Genomic DNA, 21,491 nt, shown 5'->3' with positions numbered 1-21,491 from the left:
CAGGTGCTACTCCTTCAAGGAGCCCACCAGCACGCCTTTGACAAAATATTTTTGCACAAACGGATAGACCATAATAATCGGCAGCGTAGCAATCATCATCGTAGCCATGGAAAGCGACTTGGAGGAGACCGTCTGCATCCTGGCCATCTGGCCCTGAGCAGCCGAATCCATATTCGCCATCTGATCCGAGACGATATTGGTGTTCAGAATTTGCTTCAGCATCGTTTGAATCGGGAGCAGGTTTTCATTATTGATATAAATACTCGGCAGAAACCAGTCATTCCAGTGTCCTACCGCCGTAAACAGAGACAGAGTTGCGATGACGGGACCAGATAATGGGAGAATAATTCGAAAAAAAGTGCCCCAGTTGCCGCAGCCGTCAATTTTTGCCGATTCCTCCAGCCCTCCCGGTAAACCTTGAAAAAAAGTACGGAAGATAATCATATTCCACACGCTGATCAGACCTGGAATAATGAACACCCAGAAGGAATCCATCAGCCCCAATCCCCGGACTAGCAGGAAGCTTGGAATAAGGCCGCCGCTGAAATACATGGTGATGATACACATAATCATGTAGAACTTGCGGCCGATCAGCTCGCGCTTGGTCATTCCATAGGCGAACAAAGCGGTGGCGATAATCGAGAGAACGGTTCCGATCACCGTGCGCAGCACAGAAATCATAAAGCCGTTCAGCAGGCGGTCGTCATTGAGGACGACATGATAGTTCTCCAGCGTGAATTCCCGGGGCCAGAAGGTGACCCCGCCCAGTGCTGTGTTGGAGCCCGTATTGAATGAAATCACTGCCGAGTTCCAGAATGGATAAAAAGTGGTAAACGCCAGCAGGGCCAGAAAAATATAGATGAAGATGACCATCAGCCGGTCGCCATAGCTCAGCCGAACCAAATGCATCCACTCCTTTCAGGTTCAAGGTGTTTGAGTCCTACCATAAGCTGTTACCGGATCGGCGGGCGATATAGTTCGCGATGGTAAGCAAGCCGACACTGATCACAGCCTTGAACAATCCTACAGCCGTAGCATAGGAGAAGCGCGTGTTCTGAATGCCGATTCGATACACGTAAGTGTCAATCACATCCGATACCTCTCTCAGCACCGGATTGACACCCAGCAGGAGGATATCCTCAAAGCCTGCCGTCAGCAGATTCCCAATGGACAAAATCATAAAGATAATGACCACCGGCATAATAGACGGCAGCGTAATCGTAAAGATTTGGCGGAACTTGCTGGCTCCGTCCATGTCGGCCGCTTCATACATATGCGGATCAACTCCAGCGATCGCTGCAAGATATACGATCGAGCCAAAGCCAATTTCCTTCCATATTCCAGTCGTTACCAGAATAGTCCAGAAGTACTCGGGAACAGACAGAAAGCTGATCGGCTCTTCAATAAATGACAGCTTCTGCAGGAAAATGTTAACGCTTCCATTATCGGTGGAAAGCATCGACATCACAAAGCCTGCTACAATGACCCAGGATAAAAAGTGAGGCAGGTAGCTCACCGTCTGTACAACCCGCTTAAATGCCATACTCCGAATCTCATTCAGCATCAAGGCGAGTATAATAGGAGCCGGAAAGCCAATGAGAAATTTCAGCAGGCTGATAACGATCGTGTTTCTCATCACGGTATAAAATTCCGGAGATTCAAAAAACATCTCGAAATGCTTCAGCCCTACCCAGGGACTCTCGCTCATTCCTCCGAAAATATTATAGTCTTGAAACGCCATCAGCACCCCGTACATCGGAATATAGCTGAAAATAAAGACCAGAATCAGAGCAGGCAATACCATGAGCTGGATATCCCACTGCCTCGCAAACCTAGTAATCAGGCTGCTCTTCTTCGGCTTGGCGGCGGCAGGCTTGGATTCAACAGATATTTGTGACATAACCACCCTCCCATGACATCTTCGTACGTTGTTTGTCATCTGATAGCTTTATTGTAGCGGAAGGGGGACATTCAAACTATTTGCCTGAGCAACGAAAAATGATACTATTCAATTCATTTTTGAAACGCTTACATTAATAAGGGAAGAAGAATGAGAGCCCTATCTACCCTTTTACCGCACAAAAAAGCTACCCCTGCTGCGCACCTCTGTGCAGGGATAGCTCATCCTCAAACTGTAATCAGCTCTTCGTCGCTGCCTTGACAGGCGGCAGCAGCTTGTTCATCTTCACTGTCCGCTTGATTTCCCAAGTCTCCGGCCGGTCATGCTCATACTGCTCCAAATAAGCAATGACCTCCTTCGTAATCGGCGTCGGCGTGGAGGCGCCCGAGGTCACGGCCACCTTCTCGACCCCGCTCAGCCATTCCCGCTGCAGCTCGGTAACATCGCTGATCCGGTGAGCAGGCACCCCAGCAATATCCAAAGACACCTGGGCCAGCCGATTAGAGTTGTTACTGCGCGGATCTCCGACGACGATGACGAGGTCGGCCTGACCGGCCTGCTCCGCCACCGCTTCCTGACGAACCTGGGTCGCCAGACAAATCTCATTATGAATCTCGGCACCCGGAAATCTCTCCAGCAGCCGGCTCATAATATGCTTGATGTCCCACTGACTCATCGTCGTCTGATTTGTAATGATGATCCGGTCGGCGGGAATGTGCAGGCTTTCGATTTCCTCCAGCTTCTCAATCAGGTGCACGTGCTGCGGCGCAACTCCAATCGCGCCCTCCGGCTCCGGATGGCCCTTCTTGCCGATGTAAATGACCTCATAGCCATCAGCGGTCTTCTCCCGAATCAGATCATGCGTTCTGGTCACATCGGGACAGGTAGCATCGAGCGTCGTCAGCCCTTTCTCCCGCGCCAGCTGTCTGACTTCCGGAGACACGCCGTGAGCGGTGAAAATCACTGTGCCGTGCTCCACCTGCTTCAGAATGTCCATCCGGTTCGGCCCATCCAGAGTAATGATGCCTTCATCCTCAAACGATTGGGTCACATGGCTGTTATGCACAATCATGCCAAGTATATATATAGGCCGGGGAAGATCCAGATTCTGTGCCGCCTGGCGAGCCAGCACCATCGCGTCAACGACGCCGTAGCAATAGCCCCGGGGTGATATTTTGATCACTTCCATGGTCCTCACCTGCTTTCTGTCTGCTAAATTACACTCCCTGTATTATAACGCTATTCCAGCGGCGGGGCAAAGATTGCCGGCAGCCAGACTATAAACGTGCTTCCCTCTCCCAGCTTGGTTACGACCTCTACCGAGCCGCCGTGCACGTCGATAATCCATTTTGCAATAGAAAGTCCGAGTCCTGTACCTTCCGTGGCGCCGCGAGACTGATCTGCGCGGTAGAAGCGCTCGAAAATATGCGGAACCTCATCCTTCGCCATCCCGATTCCCGTATCCGCCACGCGGATGCCAACCTGACCTCGGTACAGGACAACATCCAGAGACACTTCTCCTTCCGGCGTATACTTGAAGCCGTTCTCTATGAAGATAAACAGCATCTGCTGCAGGTAGTCCCGATTCCCTTCTACATAAACGCCATTCAGGGAGGAGAGGTCACCGGCGCTCCAGGCAGCCGTCTTCGGAAGAAACTGGGCGCGGCGGATCACCTCGATCAGCAGCGGCTGCAGGGCGATCGGTACCTTCTCAAAGGTTTGGCCTGTATCCGCACGGGCAAGAGAGAGCATATCCGTAACCAGCCGTGTCATGCGTTTCGCTTCATCCGAAATATCGCCGATGGCTTCAGCTGATATTTGACGGAGCGTCTCCTCATCCAGATCGGGACGATCGCCCTGCGGCCCGGTCCAGATCTTGTGGAGCAGATCCACATTTCCGCGGATGGTCGTCAGCGGAGTCCGGAGCTCGTGCGAGGCATCCGAGACAAATCTCCGCTGAGCCGCGTAAGCATCATCTAGCTCTTTGTAAAAGCTCTCCGTCCTCGACAGCATGTCATTGAAGGTGCCGATCAGGCTGCCAATCTCATCCTGCGGACCGTCATATTCAATCCGTACACTGAGATCGGTCCCCTTCTGAATCTGATTGGCCGCATCTGCGACCTTCTGAATGGGCTTCATGGACTTGCGGGCCAGAAACAAGCCGAGCGTCGAGGCGGTAATAAGCGTAGCGAGTGTTCCCATAATCAGAATGGACTGCAGACGGTCCAGTGTATTCTCCGAGGTGCCTGTGTAGGCTCCAACCTGAAGCCAGCCGTACACCTGCCCCGTATTGGGCAGAACAACATAATCCTGATAGATCAGAAAAGGGTTGCCGGATACATGGATTGACTTGAAGCCGCGCTGCTTCTGGCCATCCTCCATGGACGGCACTTCATATTCCAAGCCGCGAAGCCTCATATTGTCAGACTGCCATGCTTTTTGATTATGATAGGTATACGTCTGGACATAGAAATCCGCTTCCTCCATCCGCAGGACTGAAGATCGGTCAGGAATGAAGACCAGACCGCCATCGTCAGCGTTGATTGAGACCACAGGGCGGATTTTGTTATACTGCTGCTGAATGCGTGATTTCAGCTCATCGTACGTATACAAATGTACGAATCCGTAGACGGCCAAGCTGAACAGAAGCAGCGTGACGAATAAAATGCCGGAGTACCATGCTGTAAGCCGCCAACGGATCGACATGCTAGCGCTCCCCTCTGAGTATGTAGCCTGCCCCGCGGATCGTCTGGATCAAACGCTTGCCTCCATGCTCCTCTGTCTTCTGGCGCAGCATGGCAATATATACTTCCAGGACATTGGACTCGCCGCTGTAATCATATCCCCAAATCTTATCCATGATCAGATCTCGCGATAGCACTCGCTTCGGGTTCAGCAGGAACAGATGAAGCAGCTCGAACTCCTTCGCGGTAAGCTCCAGCCGCTGTCCGCCGCGAAGCACCTCTCTGGCGCTCACATCCATACTGATATCTTCGAACGTCAGCTTGCTGGTGCTCTGCTCGTCGCTGCTGTTTCTGCGAAGCAATGCCCGGATCCGCGCCAGCAGCTCCTCCAACGCAAAGGGCTTGACCAGATAATCATCCGCTCCAGTATCCAGGCCCTTTACCCGGTTCTCCAGCTCATCCTTAGCCGTCAGCATAAGAACGGGAATACGGCTTCCCCCCTCACGCAATCGACGCAGCGCCTCAAAACCATCCACCTGCGGCATCATGACATCCAGTATGACGGCATCCGGCTCCTCATTGAGCACCATCTTGAGGCCCTCTGCACCATTGGCTGCAGTATGCACCTCATAGCCCTCAAAGGCCAGTCCTCTACGGAGCATTGAAATAATCTTCTCATCATCATCCACAATCAAAATACGCGGTCTCATGAAATTCCGTCACCTCTACCGTTCTGTCATTGTATAGTTATTATAACGATATGGCTGTAAACAGGACAAGCGGAAGGGAGCGATCCCTTCCGCTTGTCTATTGAAATACAGCTTACTGCTGCTCTGTCAGATCATAGTCGTTGCGGTCACCGATCTTGATCGGCAGATCCAGTGCTTTGCCATTGCGGTTCACATTCAAGGTCATTTCATCGCCAACGCTCTTGGATTGAATGTACTCAATCAGCTCCGCAGCCGTGGCGTACTTCTGGCCGTCTGCACCAACAATGATGTCGTACTGACGCAAATCGGCTTCATACGCCGGGGAACGGAAAACGACCGAGTTCACGTAGGTGCCTTCTGTAATTTCGGTTCCCAGCTGTTCTGAAATTTGAGGCGTCAGTGTACCCAGGCTGGCCCCAATAAACGGCTGCGGCTCTTTCGGAACTTCTTCATTGTTCTTCAAATAGTCAAGCACTTCATTAATCGTCTCCGCCGGAATCGCAAAGCCGATGCCTTGAGCTTCTGCACTAACGGCTACGTTCATACCGATAACCTCTCCTCTCAGATTCAAGAGCGGCCCGCCGGAGTTACCAGGATTAATGGACGCATCCGTCTGAAGCAGATCCTCATAATTCCGGTCGGCTTCACCGTTCTGACCGGCAATGTCGATCTGGCGCTCCTTCGAGCTCAGTACCCCGGCGGTCACAGTATGCGAGAAGCCGTGCGGGTTACCGATCGCCACCAGCCATTCACCTACCTCCAGATCCTCCGAGCTGCCCAGCGGAATAGCCGGGAAACCGTCCTCGCCCTCAATCTTCAGCACGGCCAAATCCAGCTCATAGCTAGATCCCAGCAGCTTTGCTTCGTAAGGCTTATTCGTTCCCTCAACGGTAACCTGGATAAGATCCGCTCCGTGGATAACATGTTCATTCGTCAGGATATAGCCCTCTTTGTCAAAAATAAATCCGGAGCCGATGCCTGAAGGCTGCAGCTGCGAGGAATCGGTGCCGCCTTCGCTGCTACTGCCGCCTCTGTTACCTTGGGAGCCGTACTGGTCTCCAAAGAAATAACGGAAGATATCGTCATCCATGCTGCGGCCGCCCTGTCCCTGGCTGCTGACCATCGTCTCGATCAGAACGACAGAGGGGCTCGCATGATCGACCACAGAGGCTACGTCGCCCTGTCCGGAAGGTATCATTGCGGCTGCCGTGGACGCGCCGCCGCCTTGATTAGACGGAGCCAGCGCTGCGGCTACCTCACTGCCACTCCCCTGCGTGCCCAGCGGCTGGTCCGGTGTAAACAAATTGCTGCGATCAGCCACATACATGCTGCTTACCATGACAATCATACCGGCGAGGAAGGAGAGGAGCACTGCTTTTACCGGGTTCTTTTGCTTGCGGCTGTAGTTCCAGCTCCCTTTCGGCTTCTCACCGCCTCCATTACCGCCGGCCGGGCGCTGCGAGCGGCCCGCTTCGAAGGAGGACATGGATGGAACCGGCTTTACCGGCTGGGGATGACTAACCTCCACCTCCTGCGGATCTCTGCGGACATAGTGGCTTTGGCTGCCCTCGTCTTGTTTCTCGGAGTCGCCCAATGACTTAAACGGTCCATATGAATAATAAGATGATGAGTTCGATGGTGATTCTGACTGGGTCTCAGATGCTTGACGAGGTTCAGCCTCGCGTTCAAATTCGCGGCCAGCTTCAGGCTCCCGCTTGTGCTCCTCGTCCTGCCCGTCTCCGAAGCCTCCAAACCGGTTTCTTTGATCGTCCATGCTTCTACCTCCTATAAGATCACCGTGCCTGCGGCCGGTGGCTGTGTTTGATATGCTCTTATTGTGTACTATAAACCTTAACGACACCTTAAAAACAATTAAAAAGGAGATAAAAGCTGTGTACGATCACCTATGATTTTACCCAGCCCTTGCGGTGGGCAAAGATGGCCAATTGTGTCCGGTCCTCCAGCTCGCACTTCATCAGCAGATTGCTGACATGGGTCTTGACCGTCTTGATACTAATATGCAGCTCTTCTCCGATTTCCTTATTATTCTTGCCTTCGGCGATCAGCAGCAGCACTTCCTTCTCCCGCTCCGTCAGACCTGCCTGATCGTCCTGGGCTTGATGCTGACGGATGCCCCGTGTCAGTGCCTCCGATACGTCCCGGGTCATGACCGGCATCCCCCGGCAGGCTCCCTGCAGGGCGTAAATCAATTCATCCGCAGATACCGTCTTGAGAACGTAGCTTACAGCTCCGGCTTCGACACACTCCAGCACCAGCTCATCCTCCAGAAAGCTCGTTAAAATTACAATTTTCTGATCCGGGAACTCCTGCATGACCGCCCGAGTCGCCTCGGCCCCGTTCATCACCGGCATCATGAGATCCATCAGGATCAAATCCGGCATATCTTCCGGCCCGCTGCTGCGCAGCATGTCTAGCAGCTCCATACCATTCGCGGCCTCGCCGATGACCTCAAAGGCGGGCTCCAGCGACAAATATGTTTTGAGTCCCATCCGGACCATATCATGGTCATCGACCAGCAGTATTTTTACAGCCGTCATAGCTACCTCCCCCTGTTGCTCTTATTTCCTGCGTGGACCCTGCTCAGTATGTTCTGCTCCGCCCGCCATAAACAGCGGTATATGTACTCTCACCGTTGTGCCTGCTCCCCGGCGGCTCACAATCTCCACCTGTCCCCCCAGCTTGTCGGCGCGCTCCTTCATCGTGCTTAGCCCATAAGACCCCTGCTTGGGTCTGCCTTCATCAAAGCCCTTGCCATCGTCGCTGACGCTCAGCACGACCCGCTTCTCTTCCTCCCGCAGCGACAAGCTGATCATACTGGCTTCTGCATGCTTGACGATGTTAGCAATTGATTCCTGGATAATAAGAAACAGCTGATGCTCGATTGCATCCGACAAGCCTCCGTACAGCTCGACCTCGCGTATCCCCTTCAAGCCGTTCTGGCGGCAGTAATCCGGGAACCAGCGCTCCAGCGCCTCCTCCAGCGTCTTGCCCTCCAGCTCCACCGGGCGCAGCTGGGCGATAAGTGCCCGCATCTGCTTCTGCGCCGTATGGGACATGGAGACGAGCTGCTCCAGCACCTGCTGTCCCTGAACAGGATCCTGCTTCAGGACCCCCGACAGCGAGGAAGCCGACATATGGATAGCGAACAGCTGCTGGCTTACCGTGTCATGAAGATCCCGCGCCATCCGGCGCCGTTCCTCCAGCACCGCAGACTCTGCTGCAAATTCCTTCTCCAGCACCTCTTGCTCGCCCAGGCGCTGCAGCAGCTTCATTTTGTTCTCAATCGCTTCTGTCATGGCATTAAATTCAGAATATACGCCGGCGAAGGATTCATCCTCTGCCTCCGGCATCCTCACAGTCAAATTTCCCTTGGCCACCTGCAGCATGTTCAGGTGCAGGAGATCCAGCGGGCGCTGAATGCGCTGCGCGGCAATATATCCTGCAATGACAGTAAACAGCAGGATACCGGCTGTGTAATACCACCACAGCCGGTGATCCCGAATCGTCAGATAGCCTCCCTCGCCCGCAAGGTACAGAAACAGCGCAACAACAGCCCCGATGGTCAGGAAGTACATGACAATGACCCACTTGGTATTTTTGACAAATCCCATCCGGTTACCCTACCTTGTTCACTTTGACATCGCCGATGAAGGCGCTGATATGAATCACGATCTTCTTGCTAGACTCGCGGTAATCCGGACTTTCCAGCCCGACACTGCTCAAGAAGCCGCTGCGCTTCTGTCCCAGCACCGACATATCGCCAATGAACGAGGTGGTAGAGACTCGGATGCCCACATCGAGATCATTCGGCAAGAACACTTTAATGTCGCCGATGAAGGCTGAGATATTAATCTTGGTCTTGCCGTACGGAATCTGCGCCCGGGTAAGATCAATGACCGTATCTCCGATAAATTGCGAGATGTTGGTCGGCTTTAGTTCGAAATAATCCTTACCCAGATGAATATCGCCGATGAAGCTGGATTTATTCGTGTAGCGCTTGCTGTTACCGCAGTTATGGTATTCCTTGTACGCTCCGTCATCGTCCTGATCTCCATATTCGTAGTGACTGTCACCCTTGCGGCGGGATCTCCTGCGGCTGCTTTCGTATTCCTGCTCCTCATGACGGTCGCTGTAATCCCGATAGCTGCTGCCCCCCTCCCGCCTGTTACGGTCTGCATCCCGGGGACCCTTGAGATCCCGGTCGCCGGAGCCAAATCGCTGCTCAAACACCTCATCCAGCGACGATTCCAGCTCTCCCGGTGCGGGAGGAGGCGGCGCATCATGCGCATCATATGCATCATATGCATCATTCTCACGCCCAGGCTTGCGATAGTCATCATCACTTGCCTCCTTAAAGGCTTTATCCCGCTTGCGCTTCGGACTAAAGATAACGTACAGTCCGCTGCCGATCAGGATCACAGGCACTGCAATCCGCAGCAGGTCTCCGAATGAGAACCAGAGCAGGTTCAAGTTATGCCCCAGGAAATACACGCCGATAATGAGCGGGATGAAGGAGCCTAATACGGCGCACCCGTCTTGCTTTGCACTGAAGATGCCCTGCAATCCTGCATAAATCAGAATGACCGGCCAGAATGTGGAGAACAGCTCACCCAGACTGAAGCTCTGGATTCCCAATTCATTTAAGATAAACAGCGCGCCGATGCCAATCAGCAGCAAGCCGCCAAACAGCTGGTTCCATGTTTTTTTACTCATCCCTGCATCCCTTGCCTTTCTTTAGTTCCTTATGTGATATGTACAGTGTACGACAACCAGCCTTCGATTGAACAGCTGCGGCGGGATGAAACTGGAATCGGTCTACAGACCGATAGGCTGGGAATGGATACCTTTTTCAGCAGTTGCCGGCCATCGTACTCCAATCGTAAAAAAGCTGTCCCCTGCAGATGACACTCTGCGCAAGGGACAGCTTCTGATGGGTACCATCATATAAAATGCAGGTTAGCGGTTCGTTTTCGGGTTGTTCGTCTGGCTGAACTCAGCAAACTCCGCATCGTATTTCTCGTTCGGTGTGCTGTAGCTCTCCTGTACCTTTTTGGCACCCTGCTCGGATACCTTGCGGCTCACGTTTTCCTGGCCAAACTCCTCGTTGTACTTCTCGTTCGGTGTTTGGTAGCTTTCTTGCACTTTTTTCTTGCTCATGATTGTCACCTCCCTGTAGTCTCAATACCTCATCCTCTTCGGGGACTGCTCCCCGAACCATAGTATGTGACGGACCGATGCTCAATATACAGGGATTGCGAAACCTCCGCAGTGCGAAAGCAGCTCGCAGAAATGACTTAAATGGCCTCATCCAAAAAAGAAGAAGGCAGGTAGCGGTACGTAGCTATGGCTTCGCCCACGCGCTCCAGCATTTCCTGGGTGCAGCGGCCGGAGCCCCGTTTGATGACCTGCACCTCGACATCTTTTTTGCCCCATTCCTTAAATACCTGCTGCGTCGTAGTAAAATACAAATCGATCTTGGAGCCTTTAATGGCTGAACCGATATCCGCCACGATGCCGTAGCCGTAATCCGGAATATATATAATGCTGCCGATGGGAAACACCTTGGGATCTGCTGCAATAGTGGACAACGCTTCCCGGTCCCGCTTCACCTTCACGCCGGAATACGTAATCCCGTACTGCGGATGTCCCGGCTTCTTGCCGGTTGATTCATAACCGGCCGTGTAGCCGGTCGCCGTTACCTTTACCGTTCTCAGCACCTGATTCGACCGCGGCGCCGAGACGGGAACGGAAGGATCGCGCTGCTCCTCCACAGGCCTATGAAGCTGCCGCTCCTTTGCATGATGCACGAGATACTGCCCCAGCTCGCCCATGCCTGCGGCATGAAACGCGTACAACCGTGAAATCTCCACAAAATAGCTGCCCTGGATAACCTCTTCCCCGGAATCCGTAACGCTATAGGAATCAGCGGACACCGGCAGCAGCCGTGCTGCTGCTTCTGCGGGTGATACTCCGCCCCACCATATTAACGCCAGACCCGTGCATAACAAAAGCCTCTGCCATAGATTCCAATGCTTCATGTGAATACCTCCCCCTTACTAGCGAGGGTTCCCACACGATCCTTGAAATATACCTATGAACAGAGGCTTGCTCTTACCTGTACCTTGGCGTTAGACCGCGCGGGTCGTCAATTCTTCACGAAGCTTTTGGATGACCTCGCTCAGCGGCTGCGCCCCGAGATCTCCCTCACCGCGCTTGCGGACCGATACAGCCTGTGCTTGCTGCTCGTTCTCACCGACGATGAACATATACGGAATTTTTTCCAGCTGGGCTTCACGGATCTTGTAGCCCAGCTTCTCGTTCCGAAGGTCCGCTTCCACAGACAGTCCGGCTTTTTGCAGCTGCTCGGTGACCTCCTTGGCATACCCGTCAAATGCGGTCGATACCGGGATGACCTTCACCTGAACCGGAGACAGCCACAGCGGCAATGCCCCTGCAAAGTTCTCCAGAAGGAACGCCGTGAAGCGCTCCATGGTGCTCAGAATACCGCGGTGAATCACGACAGGACGATGCTTCTGTCCATCCTCACCGACATATTCCAGCTCAAAGCGCTCTGGCAGCAGGAAGTCCAGCTGTACCGTGGAGAGGGTCTCCTCTTTGCCCAGGGCAGTCTTGATCTGAACGTCCAGCTTCGGACCATAGAACGCCGCTTCGCCTTCTGCCTCGAAGAACGGCATGTCCAGGCTCTCTACAACCTCGCGAAGCATACGCTGTGACGTTTCCCACATCTCGTCATTCTGGAAGTACTTCTCTGTATCCTCCGGATCGCGGTAGGACAAGCGGAAGCGGTAGTCTTCAATGCCGAAATCCTTATAAGCGGTCTTGATCAGCTCAATTACCCGCGCGAACTCTTCCTTGATCTGATCCGGACGGCAGAAGATGTGCGAATCATTCAGGGTCATCGCGCGTACGCGGTGCAGACCGGTCAATGCGCCGGACATTTCATAGCGGTGCATCATTCCGAGCTCGGCGATCCGGATCGGCAGATCCCGGTAGCTGTGCATGCTGCTCTTATACACCATCATATGATGCGGGCAGTTCATCGGACGGAGCACGAGCTCCTCGTTGTCCATGACCATTTTGGGGAACATATCCTCCTGGTAGTGCTCCCAGTGGCCTGAGGTTTTGTACAGCTCTACATTTCCGAGGACCGGTGTATACACGTGCTGATAGCCCAGCTTCTCCTCCAGATCTACAATGTAGCGCTCCAGCGTACGGCGCAGCTTCGCACCGTTCGGCAGCCAGATGGGAAGTCCCTGTCCAACGAGCTGCGAGAAGGTGAACATCTCCAGCTCCTTGCCCAGCTTGCGGTGATCGCGCTTCTTCGCTTCCTCCAGCAGGCGCAGATGCTCATCGAGCTGTGCTTTTTTGACAAAAGCTGTACCGTAAACACGCTGCAGCATCTTGTTCTTGCTGTCTCCACGCCAGTAGGCGCCGGCGACGTTCATCAGCTTGAACACCTTGATCTTGCCTGTCGAGGGCAGATGCGGACCGCGGCACAGGTCGAAGAATTCACCCTGCTCGTAAATCGTAATAACACTGTCCTCCGGGAGCGCTTCAATCAGCTCCACCTTGTATGGATCACCCAGATCTCCGAAGATCGACAGTGCTTCCTGCCGGCTGACCTCCTTACGGACAATCGGAAGGTTCTCGGACACAATTCTTTCCATTTCCTTCTCCAGCTTCTGCAGGTCCTCCGGATTCAGCGGCTCCTCCAGATCCATGTCGTAATAGAAGCCGTCTTCAATAACAGGACCGACGCCCAGCTTTACGGATTTCTCCCCGTACAGGCGCTTGGTCGCCTGTGCGAGCAGGTGAGCCGTGCTGTGCCGCATGACCTCCAGGCCTTCCGGTGAATCCAGCGTTACAATTTCAACCAGGGCTCCTTCTTGCAGCGGGGCCGCCAAATCCACAACGATGCCGTCCATTTTGCCAGCCGCCGCGTTCTTGCGCAGACCGCTGCTGATGGAAGCGGCTACGTCTTCAATACTGCTGCCTTCTGCATATTCCCGGACCGAGCCGTCCGGCAGCTTGATGCTGATTGCCATGACACATTCCTCCAACATAAAAGTGGTGTATTTTCGCTCCGTCACCGGAGCCGGATATTTTCACGTCTGAACGCCATCACTTTTTGCAGGACAATATAAAAAGCACCCGTCCCGCAAAGGGACGAGTGCTACACTCGTGGTTCCACCCTAATTCGATCCCGCCGCGCAGCCTGCCATCGAGGTCATGGTTGCTTGGAAGAATCCTTCATTGGCATGAGGTAACGGTCATGATCCGGCGAAGCCTACTGGTCTCATCAGGACTAGCCTTGGAGCTTGGTTCGACGACGCAGCTACAAAGGGGTAAATCTGCAGGTTCACCGGAGGAAATTGCAGCCTGGTTTCCTCTCTCTGAAGCGGTGCTGTCTTCTGAACAGATTCATGTCTTTGTCGGTGCTTTTCTAACGTAAACGTGAATTATCAGTTATTATAATCCCGTCCGGCGTGCAGCGTCAAGCCTATGTGATTCAGCCCCTCGATAAACGGAGTGCACTCCTGACAGCTGTAGCAGACCTCAGCCCGATGATCAAAAATCTGAAGCAGTGTCCCGATGACCGGTAATCCCGGCTGGCGGGTATGAATGATAAGCCTTGCCGGCGCCGCCGAAATCAGCGTGCTGACGACCATATCCTCGACTTCCATCTCCTGATCGAGCCTTTCCATGACGAGACCCTCCTGCTTGCCGGCCTCAATCGGCTTCAGACTTCCGTCGAGCAGAAGCAGATCTTCTCCGCCCCGATGAATCACATGAACCAGCGGAGTCAGCGGCTCTTGAAAATAGACGAAATATTTGAGCAGGCTAATAAATTCTTCATATTGCTGGTCCAGCATATACTCATCCACCGCATACTCGGCCAACTCCCGCAGCTCCTGCTCATAATCGCGAAGCCGGAACGCCAGCAGCCCATCGAGATTCAGCTCGGCGCTTTCGGCAAGGCACTGCCGTATGGTGCGGTCCAGCTTTTGCCGGCGCCGCCGGGCGAATTCCGCCGAGGTGCCCTCATCCTTTTCCAGCAGCTGCAGAAAGCAACGGAGCACCTGCTCCAGCTCCTCGCCATCCTGAAACTCAAACTCCTCCTGCAGCAGTCTTGCCGCAATCTCCTGCTCCTTCTGCTTGGCAATGTACGCGGTGACGGCCTCCGATATTTCAGCCCGCAGCAGCTCCCCGCTCATGCCCCAGGATGTCAGCGGCAATTTACCGGAGCAGGTCCAGATGACCCGGTTCTGACTGGCACTGAATTTGAATTTCAACGGCTTGCACTGCTTATGTAATGCCTTCTGCTTGTCTAGAAAAATGCGGTAAAAGCTTTCTTTCTCCAGCTCGGTGCGCGTGTTGACCGTAATGCTGAACAGCTCCATGGAATCGCTCCTTTCGGGTTCCCTTGTTCAGTATATGGGAAGCCTGATGGGGATATACGGAGCCCGCTTTTGGAAAAGTGTGTTATGTCTCTTCCAAGCATCAAAAAGCCCCCTCAGCCGTAAGGGCCAAAGGGGCATGTCCTGATCCCAAATCAGCAGCCGACATCCTGCAGATTATGGGGTCCGGTCTTAGTTTTGCATGATAAAGTCACGCTCTACAGAGGAATTACCGTCAAATGTACGCAAAATCTCATATCGGGTGTTCCGCTGTGCCGGAATATATCCCGCTTCCCGAATCATCGTCAGAATCGTTTCAATGTTGACCTTGTGTACAGCCCCTGCTGCTGACACTACATTCTCCTCCATCATGGTGCTGCCGAAATCATTGCAGCCGTAGGAGAGCGACAGCTTGCCGACTTCTGGCCCCATCGTGACCCAGGAGGACTGCAGGTTCGGCACATTATCAATCGCCAGCCGGCCGACGGCTACGCTCTTGAGGTACGCCTCCGGCGTTTCGCGCTCGCGCTTCAGGTTCGTATTGTCAGGCTGGAACGTAAATGGAATAAAGGCCAGGAAGCCCTTGGAATTCCAGCCGTTCTGAATGCACTCGTCCTGCGCATCCCGTATCCGGTGCAGATGCAGAGCCCGCTCCTCCATCGTCTCGCCCAATCCGATAACCATGGTCGCCGTCGTATTCATGCCAAGCTGATGCGCTGTCTGCATAACGTCCATCCATTGACGCCAGCTTCCCTTCAGCCTGCTCACCTTGGAGCGAATCCGGTCATCCAGAATTTCTGCGCCGCCGCCCGGCAGGGAATCCAGTCCCGCATCACGCAGCTCCCGTACAACCTCGTGCAGCGGAAGGCCTGATACCTCGACCATTTTCATAATTTCTGCTGGGGAGAAGGAGTGCATGGTAATATTGGGAAACCGCCCTTTAATTTTGCGGAGCAGATCTGTGTAATAGCTGAACGGCAGGTTTGGATTTGTTCCGCCTTGCATCAGGATTTCGGTGCCATTGACATCCTCGGTTTCCTGGATTTTTTGCAGAATCGTTTCGTCCGACAGCACATAGCCCTCTTCATGGCCCGGTCTGCGATAAAATGCACAGAAACGGCAGTACACATCACATACGTTCGTATAATTAACATTCCGGCCGATGACGAAGGTCGTCACGGGATCCGGATGCTTGCGCTTGGTCATAATATCGGCGGCGTGGCCGATCTTCTCCAGCTCATCACTTTCAAACAGCCGTGTGGTATCCTCCACCTGCAATCGCTCGCCCCGGAGCGCTTTGTCTAAAATACGGTCAATTGTGCCCATATGTAAATCCTCCTTTACTCCTTCGACGAGAAGGCCTTTCCTCATTTACGGTGTATACATGTCTTCCTTCCCATCGTATCACATCAGGACCGCAAAAACGACATCCCTTCGCTTTCAGGGATGTCGTTTATGTTACAGCTTTAGATGCTTGCCTCCAGCGCCTGGCTTAAATCGGAGATCAAATCATCAATATCCTCCAGTCCTACGGAGAAGCGGAGCAAGCCGTCTGTAATGCCCCGTTCATGACGCACCTGCTCCCCCATCGCGGCGTGAGACATCATGGCCGGGTACGAAAGGATGCTCTCGACCGCGCCCAGGCTCACCGCAACCAGCGGCAGCTTCACCGCATTCAGCACCTCCTTGGCGCGCTGGCCAGAGCCAACATCAAAGGAGACGACCGCGCCATAGCCGCTGCTCTGCTTCTCATGAATCTCCCGGCCGGGATGGTGAAAAAGCCCGGGATAATGGACAGCTTGTATATCGCTGCGCCCGCTCAGCCAGGCTGCCAGCTTCGCTGCACTCTGCTCACTGTGCGCCATCCGGGCGCCCAGGGTCTTCATGCCGCGCATCAGAAGCCAGGAATCCTGCACGCCCAGCACGGTGCCCAGTCCGTTTTGCAGCTGCTTGAGGCGTTGTCCCAGCTCCTCTGTCCGGGCCACCGCAAGACCTGCCAGCACATCACTGTGTCCTGACAGAAACTTGGTGGCGCTGTGAAGCACAATATCAACACCAAACTCAATCGGCCGCTGGTAAAGCGGCGTCATAAAGGTATTGTCCAGTATTGTAAGCAGCCCCTCTTCCCTCGCCCAGCAGCTGACCGCTTCGATATCGGTAATTTTGAGGGTAGGGTTGGACGGAGTCTCCATGTATACAGCCTTCGTGGTGCTTCTTAGGGCCTCCTTAACCTGATCCAGATTCGTCATATCGACGAAGGTACACTCAATGCCCAGCCGGCTCAGAATGCTCGTCAGCAGCCGGTATGTGCCTCCATATACATCCTCTGTGACGATCACATGATCACCGGAGGAGAGCAGCATCAAGGTGCTTGAAATGGCAGCCATGCCTGATGCGTATGCGAAGCCGCAAGCGCCTCTTTCCAGCTGAGCAATGTAATCCTCCAGCACTTGGCGGGTTGGATTGCCGGAACGACTGTAATCATGGAGCGGCGGGCTGTGGATATCATGATGGTGAAAGGTCGAGGCCTGATACAGCGGAACACTTGACGCTCCAGTGGCCTCGTCGATTTCCTGCCCGAAATGCAGAAGCCGGGTTTCAAATTTCAGCTCGTTGGGGCCGGCTGCGTTCCGATGCCCTTCCCGGTTACAATGCTCCCCGCTCATGACCGCGTTCCTCCTTCAACCTCAGCCGCCGCTTTGGCAAGCGCCTGGCCCAGATCCTGAATAAGGTCCTGCTCATGCTCAATCCCGACCGAGAAGCGCAGCAGGCGTTCATCAACACCGACCGCCTCACGGATTTCAAGAGGAATATCGGCATGGGTCTGCACCGCAGGATACGTCATAAGAGACTCTACGCCCCCCAAACTTTCGGCAAAGGCAATCAAAGAAATATGGCGGAGAATTGGCTCTACATAGCGCGCATCCTTCACCTTAAAGGACAGAATGCCTGTATTTCCGCTGGACTGCCTGCATTGAATGTCATAGCCAGGGTGATCCGGCAGGCCGGGATAGAACACCTGCTCCACAGCCTCATGGCTGCTGAGGAAGTTGGCTACAGCCAGCGCATTCTGCTCATGGCGCTCCATCCGCAGCGCAAGGGTCTTCATGCCACGCATCAGCTGGTACGAATCGGACGGACTTAGCACGGCGCCGATGGAATTGTGAAGAAAGGCCATTTTGTCCGACAGCTCTTTACCTTTCGTTACGATCAGACCCGCCAGCACATCATTATGTCCGCCCAGATATTTCGTCGCACTGTGCACAACGACATCTGCCCCCAGCTCGATCGGGCGCTGAAAGAACGGTGTCAGCAGCGTATTGTCAACGATGGACAGCAGGCCGTGCCGGTGCGCCCAATGGCTGACGGCTTGAATATCAGTAATCATCATAAGCGGATTCGTCGGTGTCTCGATAAACACCGCCTTCGTGCTCGGCTTCCGGCAGCTTTCCAGTGCGTCCAGGTCGTTGGTATCCACGTAGCTTGCGCTGACGCCAAAACGGGACAGGATCGCCTCCAGTAGCCGATAAGTCCCGCCGTAAAGGTCCAGCGAGACGATTAGATGGTCCCCCTGGCTAAACAGGGCAAACACCGTTTGCAGGGCAGCCATACCGGAGCTGCAGGCGAAGCCGGCATCGCCGGACTCAAGTCCTGCACAAGCCTCCTCCAGCACCTGCCGGGTCGGATTTTTGGTGCGGATGTAATCAAAGCCCGTGCTCTGGCCAAGCCTTGGATGGCGGAACGCCGTAGCCTGGTATATTGGAAAATTGATCGCGCCGGTAACCGGCTCCTCCACCGACCCAATCTGTGCCAGGCGGCTTTCTATGTTCAACTGGTTTTTGTCCACGCTTGGTATACTCCTCTCCAGATACCTATCCTTGACATGATATTTTAGTTTTGCGGACCGATGTCATACGGCGTCGCTTGATAGACATAGTAATTCAGCCAGTTCGAGAACAATAAGTTGGCATGGGCCCGCCAGATTGCCGGCGGCTTGCGCGAAGGATCATCTGAAGGATAATAATGCTTCGGAAGCTCGACCTCCTGGCCCTTGGCGGCATCTCGTTCATATTCCCACCGCAGCGTATCCGCGTCATATTCGGAATGACCGGTAACGAAGATCTGGCGGCCATCGCGGGAAGACACAAGATAAATGCCCGCCTCCTCGGACTCGGACAGAATTTGAAGATCCCCGTGCTGCTCAATATCCTCCCGGCGCACCTCCGTATGGCGGGAATGCGGAGCATGAAACATCTCGTCAAAGCCGCGCAGCAAAGGCACCGTGGGGTCACTGGTCGTATGCGGGAACACCCCGAAGCATTTGTCAGGCAGTGTGTACTTCGGCACGTCATAGTGATAGTACAGTCCCGCCTGGGAAGCCCAGCAAATATGGAGCGTCGAGGTCACATTATCCTTGGTCCACTCCATAATCTCCCTCAGCTCATCCCAATAATTCACGTCCTCAAAATCCAGCTGCTCCACCGGAGCACCTGTAATAATCATTCCGTCGAACCGGCGGTGCTTCACTTCCTCGAAGGTTTTGTAGAACGCCTCCAAATGCTCTGCCGACGTGTTCTTGGATGTATGTGAGCTCGGATGCAGCAGTACGACATCGACCTGCAGCGGGGAGTTCCCGATCAGGCGCAGCAGCTGGGTTTCCGTCGTTTCCTTGTTCGGCATCAGATTCAGGATTGCAATCCGCAGCGGACGGATATCCTGTTGAAAGGCATGACTCTCATCCATAGTGAAAACATTCTCCCCTGCAAGCACTTCCTTAGCTGGCAGGGTATCCGGAATTTTAATGGGCATAAAGTGTTCCTCCTTCTTGGATTCCATCAAAAAAATGACCCTTCTCTATAACTGAGAAAGGTCATATGTACGTAAACGTAGATTATGATTCTCTCTCATCTGTCAGGGTGCCGTAAATGCCTGTCCCGGCATTCACTTCATCCTGCAAGAATTAGCACCGTGCGATATTGCTGCCGGTTGCCGGGTTTCATCGGGCTAGTCCCTCCACCTGCTCTTGATAAGATTGACAACGATATGAAATTTTAATAATGACTGACACGAATCACTTCTGACATTACTTTAAAACATTCTTTTTTTCCCGTCAAGACGGTTTAAGGCGCATTTTGAAGAACCTGTTTCTCTTTTCCTTCATACGGTGAGATGAGGGCCTTGAATGCGCGGAATTCAGCCTTGAAAGGTCCCTAACCCGGCGTTATACTAGACGAGTGCTAATCGTTTGCAGGGAAAGAGGTGACATAAAAATGGACGGTGACCCGGGCCAGAGGCTTGTACTCCGTGACATACAATCGCATAGGAGACCCATCAGCTTCCCGGCCTGCGGCGACGTTATTTTTATGGTGATTACATAAATATAATGAACCCATTCAGGCTGGCTGCTGATACCTGTGCCTTATTCAACGACCGTATCCACGTGTTCTGTGAAAAGGAGGATATCAGATGAAGATCCGACTGGTAAACGCCGGCGTTTTTACTTCGGTGGATGACCTTGAAACGACCCTCACTCCGCCAGCCGAGGGCTTCTACTGGATAGATGCGGATCTGGAGGATCTGGCTGCGCTTCAGCCCTTATTCTCTCTGCATGATTTGGCGGTAGAGGACTGTTTGACGGAAGAGGAGCAGCGTCCCAAGATTGAAATTTATGAAAGCCATTATTTTATCGTTGTGAACAGCATCCGATTTGATGATGAAGAGATCTTTCTGCGGGCGCTGAATATTTTTCTCGGACGGCATTTTATTATTACAGTGACCCGCCAGAAGATTCATGAGCTCCGTGCCATCAAGCCTCTGCTGTGGGAAGAGGAAGTGAACTCCCCGGACCGGTTCCTGTATGTTCTGATCGATCTCGTCACCGATAATTACTTCACGGTGGGCGACCGGATCGAGGTGCGGATCGAGCAGCTGGAAGAGGATATTCTAATGCATACCAAGAAGTCGCATCTCAACGAGATTGTCGGGCTGCGCAGTGAAATTCTGTGGCTGAAGCGTGTTCTCGGGCCGCAGAGGGATGTGATCCATACCTTAAATAAGAAGGATCTGCGATTGATTGACGATCAGCTTCAAAAGTATTTCAGCGACACGTACGAGAATGCGGTCAAGATCTCGGAAATCTTCGAAACGTACCGCGATTTGATGGGCAACCTGCGGGAGGCCTACCAGTCCAGTATCGCGATCCGCGCTAACGAAACGATGAGCATTTTTACCGTAATCACGACCATCTTTATGCCGCTGACTGTCATTACCGGCATCTATGGCATGAATTTTGATTTCATGCCGGAGCTGCACTGGAAATATTCATATTTCATTGTACTGGCGGTCATGGTTGCCGTGGGCTTCGGAATGTATTATTTGTTCCGCAAAAAAGAATGGCTTTAGTTACAAGAGAGGCTGTCCCAAAAGATCCAGGGTCTTGCGGAGGCTACTGAAAAAGTCCTGACTGAATCGAAGAAGGTACTGCACCCGAAATAATTAAGGGAGCAATACCTTTTTTTGTTGTAAAATAAGGTTCACGCAAAAGATGGTGTATCCGCCAACGAAGGCGTGGTCGCTGCAGGAAGAGGGGCTTCCGATCGCTGTTGTCCCCAGAAAACAGGTAACACAAAGAAACCGCTCTTTGGCAGAATGGAAGTGTCTAACAACCATCTAATAAGGAGCGGCTTCATTTGTACAAATCTTTATTTTTTGCTTCATATTTCCTTCAATTGAGCTGCCTCGTTAAACAAGATTTACT

General features: G+C 53.3%; 19 protein-coding genes and 1 riboswitch. Of the genes, 2 read left to right on the top strand and 17 right to left on the bottom strand.

What is annotated here, in order from left to right; all coding sequences use genetic code 11:
- Positions 1–6 precede the first annotated feature (6 nt).
- From JJQ72_RS06040 to thrS, 12 genes are all read right to left on the bottom strand, one after another.
- Complete coding sequence (locus JJQ72_RS06040) at positions 7–903, bottom strand: carbohydrate ABC transporter permease (RefSeq protein WP_208203067.1); 897 nt, start codon at positions 901–903, stop codon at positions 7–9.
- Positions 904–940: 37 nt separating this feature from the next.
- Positions 941–1,900, bottom strand: coding sequence for an ABC transporter permease (locus JJQ72_RS06035; RefSeq protein WP_208203066.1), 960 nt, complete (start codon positions 1,898–1,900; stop codon positions 941–943).
- Positions 1,901–2,138: 238 nt separating this feature from the next.
- Positions 2,139–3,089: a 4-hydroxy-3-methylbut-2-enyl diphosphate reductase gene (locus tag JJQ72_RS06030; RefSeq protein ID WP_208203065.1), complete on the bottom strand. Its 951-nt coding sequence runs from the start codon at positions 3,087–3,089 to the stop codon at positions 2,139–2,141.
- Between the two features lie 50 nt (positions 3,090–3,139).
- Positions 3,140–4,606, bottom strand: a complete 1,467-nt coding sequence (locus tag JJQ72_RS06025) for a sensor histidine kinase (protein WP_138226675.1) — start codon at positions 4,604–4,606, stop codon at positions 3,140–3,142.
- Position 4,607: 1 nt separating this feature from the next.
- A complete protein-coding gene (locus JJQ72_RS06020) occupies positions 4,608–5,294 on the bottom strand; it encodes a response regulator transcription factor (protein WP_208203064.1) in 687 nt (228 codons plus the stop codon).
- A 112-nt stretch (positions 5,295–5,406) separates the two neighbouring features.
- On the bottom strand, positions 5,407–7,068 hold the full coding sequence (locus JJQ72_RS06015; RefSeq protein WP_208203063.1) for a S1C family serine protease: 1,662 nt from the start codon (positions 7,066–7,068) through the stop codon (positions 5,407–5,409).
- 130 nt (positions 7,069–7,198) lie between these two features.
- Positions 7,199–7,852, bottom strand: a complete 654-nt coding sequence (locus JJQ72_RS06010; RefSeq protein ID WP_138226678.1) for a response regulator — start codon at positions 7,850–7,852, stop codon at positions 7,199–7,201.
- A 21-nt stretch (positions 7,853–7,873) separates the two neighbouring features.
- Positions 7,874–8,926, bottom strand: a complete 1,053-nt coding sequence (locus JJQ72_RS06005; RefSeq protein WP_138226679.1) for a HAMP domain-containing sensor histidine kinase — start codon at positions 8,924–8,926, stop codon at positions 7,874–7,876.
- 4 nt (positions 8,927–8,930) lie between these two features.
- On the bottom strand, positions 8,931–10,028 hold the full coding sequence (gene liaF, locus JJQ72_RS06000) for a cell wall-active antibiotics response protein LiaF (RefSeq protein WP_208203062.1): 1,098 nt from the start codon (positions 10,026–10,028) through the stop codon (positions 8,931–8,933).
- A 243-nt stretch (positions 10,029–10,271) separates the two neighbouring features.
- On the bottom strand, positions 10,272–10,472 hold the full coding sequence (locus JJQ72_RS05995; protein ID WP_233281033.1) for a hypothetical protein: 201 nt from the start codon (positions 10,470–10,472) through the stop codon (positions 10,272–10,274).
- Between the two features lie 137 nt (positions 10,473–10,609).
- A complete protein-coding gene (locus JJQ72_RS05990; protein ID WP_233281254.1) occupies positions 10,610–11,146 on the bottom strand; it encodes a 3D domain-containing protein in 537 nt (178 codons plus the stop codon).
- A gap of 297 nt (positions 11,147–11,443) precedes the next feature.
- Positions 11,444–13,381, bottom strand: a complete 1,938-nt coding sequence (thrS, locus tag JJQ72_RS05985; RefSeq protein ID WP_138226682.1) for a threonine--tRNA ligase — start codon at positions 13,379–13,381, stop codon at positions 11,444–11,446.
- 227 nt (positions 13,382–13,608) lie between these two features.
- Between thrS and JJQ72_RS05980 the strand changes: the two genes are divergently transcribed.
- Entirely contained in the window at positions 13,609–13,788 is a 180-nt protein-coding gene (locus JJQ72_RS05980; RefSeq protein ID WP_138226683.1) for a hypothetical protein, read from the top strand.
- A 10-nt stretch (positions 13,789–13,798) separates the two neighbouring features.
- On the opposite strand, the gene JJQ72_RS05975 is transcribed toward JJQ72_RS05980, so the two are convergent.
- The 5 genes from JJQ72_RS05975 to metA form a co-directional block, all read right to left on the bottom strand.
- Entirely contained in the window at positions 13,799–14,737 is a 939-nt protein-coding gene (locus tag JJQ72_RS05975) for a putative sporulation protein YtxC (protein WP_138226684.1), read from the bottom strand.
- Positions 14,738–14,926: 189 nt separating this feature from the next.
- Positions 14,927–16,060 (bottom strand): cyclic dehypoxanthinyl futalosine synthase, encoded by a 1,134-nt coding sequence (mqnC, locus tag JJQ72_RS05970; protein WP_138226685.1) that lies wholly within the window; start codon positions 16,058–16,060, stop codon positions 14,927–14,929.
- A 140-nt stretch (positions 16,061–16,200) separates the two neighbouring features.
- The gene (locus JJQ72_RS05965; RefSeq protein ID WP_208203060.1) at positions 16,201–17,400 is read right to left on the bottom strand and encodes an aminotransferase class I/II-fold pyridoxal phosphate-dependent enzyme; all 1,200 of its coding nucleotides are present in this window, start codon (positions 17,398–17,400) and stop codon (positions 16,201–16,203) included.
- A complete protein-coding gene (locus tag JJQ72_RS05960; RefSeq protein ID WP_208203059.1) occupies positions 17,397–18,581 on the bottom strand; it encodes a PLP-dependent transferase in 1,185 nt (394 codons plus the stop codon). Before JJQ72_RS05960 ends, JJQ72_RS05965 begins: the two co-directional genes overlap by 4 nt.
- A 44-nt stretch (positions 18,582–18,625) precedes the next feature.
- Positions 18,626–19,543: a homoserine O-acetyltransferase MetA gene (gene metA / locus JJQ72_RS05955; protein ID WP_138226688.1), complete on the bottom strand. Its 918-nt coding sequence runs from the start codon at positions 19,541–19,543 to the stop codon at positions 18,626–18,628.
- A 92-nt stretch (positions 19,544–19,635) separates the two neighbouring features.
- Positions 19,636–19,767: riboswitch (SAM riboswitch) on the bottom strand.
- A gap of 433 nt (positions 19,768–20,200) precedes the next feature.
- On the opposite strand from metA, the gene corA reads away from it, so the two are divergent.
- Entirely contained in the window at positions 20,201–21,136 is a 936-nt protein-coding gene (gene corA, locus JJQ72_RS05950; protein ID WP_138226689.1) for a magnesium/cobalt transporter CorA, read from the top strand.
- Positions 21,137–21,491 lie beyond the last annotated feature (355 nt).

This window comes from Paenibacillus sp. F411, assembly GCF_017582705.1.
Lineage (GTDB): Bacteria > Bacillota > Bacilli > Paenibacillales > Paenibacillaceae > Paenibacillus_AQ > Paenibacillus_AQ algicola.
The sequence above is the reverse complement of the archived record's forward strand: the minus strand, read 5'-3'. Positions and strand labels throughout refer to the sequence as shown.

What these genes read in the sequence shown, in the direction of transcription:
- corA (WP_138226689.1), top strand. Translation starts at nt 20,201, where the DNA reads ATGAAGATCCGACTGGTAAACGCCGGCGTTTTTACTTCGGTGGATGAC.
- JJQ72_RS06025 (WP_138226675.1), bottom strand. Translation starts at nt 4,606, where the DNA reads ATGTCGATCCGTTGGCGGCTTACAGCATGGTACTCCGGCATTTTATTC.
- JJQ72_RS06005 (WP_138226679.1), bottom strand. Translation starts at nt 8,926, where the DNA reads ATGGGATTTGTCAAAAATACCAAGTGGGTCATTGTCATGTACTTCCTG.
- JJQ72_RS05965 (WP_208203060.1), bottom strand. Translation starts at nt 17,400, where the DNA reads ATGAGCGGGGAGCATTGTAACCGGGAAGGGCATCGGAACGCAGCCGGC.
- liaF (WP_208203062.1), bottom strand. Translation starts at nt 10,028, where the DNA reads ATGAGTAAAAAAACATGGAACCAGCTGTTTGGCGGCTTGCTGCTGATT.
- JJQ72_RS06015 (WP_208203063.1), bottom strand. Translation starts at nt 7,068, where the DNA reads ATGGACGATCAAAGAAACCGGTTTGGAGGCTTCGGAGACGGGCAGGAC.
- thrS (WP_138226682.1), bottom strand. Translation starts at nt 13,381, where the DNA reads ATGGCAATCAGCATCAAGCTGCCGGACGGCTCGGTCCGGGAATATGCA.
- mqnC (WP_138226685.1), bottom strand. Translation starts at nt 16,060, where the DNA reads ATGGGCACAATTGACCGTATTTTAGACAAAGCGCTCCGGGGCGAGCGA.
- JJQ72_RS06010 (WP_138226678.1), bottom strand. Translation starts at nt 7,852, where the DNA reads ATGACGGCTGTAAAAATACTGCTGGTCGATGACCATGATATGGTCCGG.
- JJQ72_RS05980 (WP_138226683.1), top strand. Translation starts at nt 13,609, where the DNA reads ATGATCCGGCGAAGCCTACTGGTCTCATCAGGACTAGCCTTGGAGCTT.
- JJQ72_RS06035 (WP_208203066.1), bottom strand. Translation starts at nt 1,900, where the DNA reads ATGTCACAAATATCTGTTGAATCCAAGCCTGCCGCCGCCAAGCCGAAG.
- metA (WP_138226688.1), bottom strand. Translation starts at nt 19,543, where the DNA reads ATGCCCATTAAAATTCCGGATACCCTGCCAGCTAAGGAAGTGCTTGCA.
- JJQ72_RS05995 (WP_233281033.1), bottom strand. Translation starts at nt 10,472, where the DNA reads ATGAGCAAGAAAAAAGTGCAAGAAAGCTACCAAACACCGAACGAGAAG.
- JJQ72_RS05990 (WP_233281254.1), bottom strand. Translation starts at nt 11,146, where the DNA reads ATGGGCGAGCTGGGGCAGTATCTCGTGCATCATGCAAAGGAGCGGCAG.
- JJQ72_RS05975 (WP_138226684.1), bottom strand. Translation starts at nt 14,737, where the DNA reads ATGGAGCTGTTCAGCATTACGGTCAACACGCGCACCGAGCTGGAGAAA.
- JJQ72_RS06030 (WP_208203065.1), bottom strand. Translation starts at nt 3,089, where the DNA reads ATGGAAGTGATCAAAATATCACCCCGGGGCTATTGCTACGGCGTCGTT.
- JJQ72_RS06020 (WP_208203064.1), bottom strand. Translation starts at nt 5,294, where the DNA reads ATGAGACCGCGTATTTTGATTGTGGATGATGATGAGAAGATTATTTCA.